Source organism: Oleiphilus sp. HI0117, assembly GCF_001635235.1.
This window is the reverse complement of record NZ_LWGA01001471.1, coordinates 1-937: the sequence shown is the minus strand read 5'-3', so window position 1 is coordinate 937 and position 937 is coordinate 1. Positions and strand designations below refer to the sequence as shown.

Annotated in this window: 2 protein-coding genes; both read left to right on the top strand. The window is 45.9% G+C overall.

Annotation, left to right across the window (positions count from 1 at the left end; translation table 11 throughout):
- Positions 1 to 718, top strand: a 718-nt coding sequence (gene tpiA, locus A3757_RS24525; RefSeq protein WP_156506566.1) for a triose-phosphate isomerase, incomplete at its 5' end; no start/stop codon positions are given.
- A gap of 84 nt (positions 719 to 802) precedes the next feature.
- Positions 803 to 937 (top strand): preprotein translocase subunit SecG (gene secG, locus A3757_RS24520; RefSeq protein ID WP_068740459.1); only part of this gene is annotated, 135 nt, incomplete at its 3' end.

Sequence of the window (937 nt, the reverse complement as noted above, 5' to 3'; positions counted from 1 at the left end):
TAGTGTTGCATTTATGCAGGACTACTTGCAGGCATTTAGCGATCAAGCATCGTCTAACGTGCCTGACGATGTGCAAGTGCTAATCGCACCGCCGACAGTTTTACTTTCCGGCTTTTTTGAAGCAAGTAAAGACTCCGGTATCCAGTTGGCAGCTCAGAATGTTGCTGGTTTTGACGAAGGTGCGTTTACTGGTGAAGTATCTGCGCCTATGTTGAGCGATGTAGGTTGTCAGTGGTCGTTAGTTGGGCACTCAGAGCGTAGAGCTTTGTTCGGAGAGACTGATAGTGATGTTGTTGCTAAAATCTCCCGTTTGCTAAAGGCTGGTATTAAGCCGGTTTTGTGTGTAGGTGAGACTCTGGAAGATCGAGAAGGTGGTAGAGCGCAGGAAGTTGTTGCGACGCAAGTCGGCGCTGTGCTGAAGCAATTTTCTTCGCAAGAAATGTCTGATTTGCTTATTGCTTATGAGCCGGTTTGGGCAATTGGGACAGGCGAAACAGCAACGCCAGAGCAAGCTCAGGAAATGCACGCTTATATTCGGCAGCAGGTTTCAGAAAAGTCTGCGGACTTAGCTGAAAATATGGCAATTCTGTACGGTGGTAGTGTTAATGTAAAAACCGCCAAAGAATTGTTTGGTCAGGATGATATTGATGGTGGGCTAGTTGGTGGCGCATCATTAAAAGTGAGCGACTTTTTACAAATCTGTAAGAGCGCTGGTTAGTAATTTTTATTGTTGTTTGTTGCAATTAAGAGTTTGAGGCTCTTGATGGGGCGGGCAACTAGAGTAGAAAAATAGGCTAAAAGTATGGAATGGTTAGAGACTGCCGTTATTGTGGTGCATATTCTGGTATCACTAGGTTTGATTGGTTTGGTTTTGCTGCAGCAAGGTAAGGGTGCTGAAGCGGGTGCTTCCTTTGGTGGTGGTGCGTCACAAACCGTT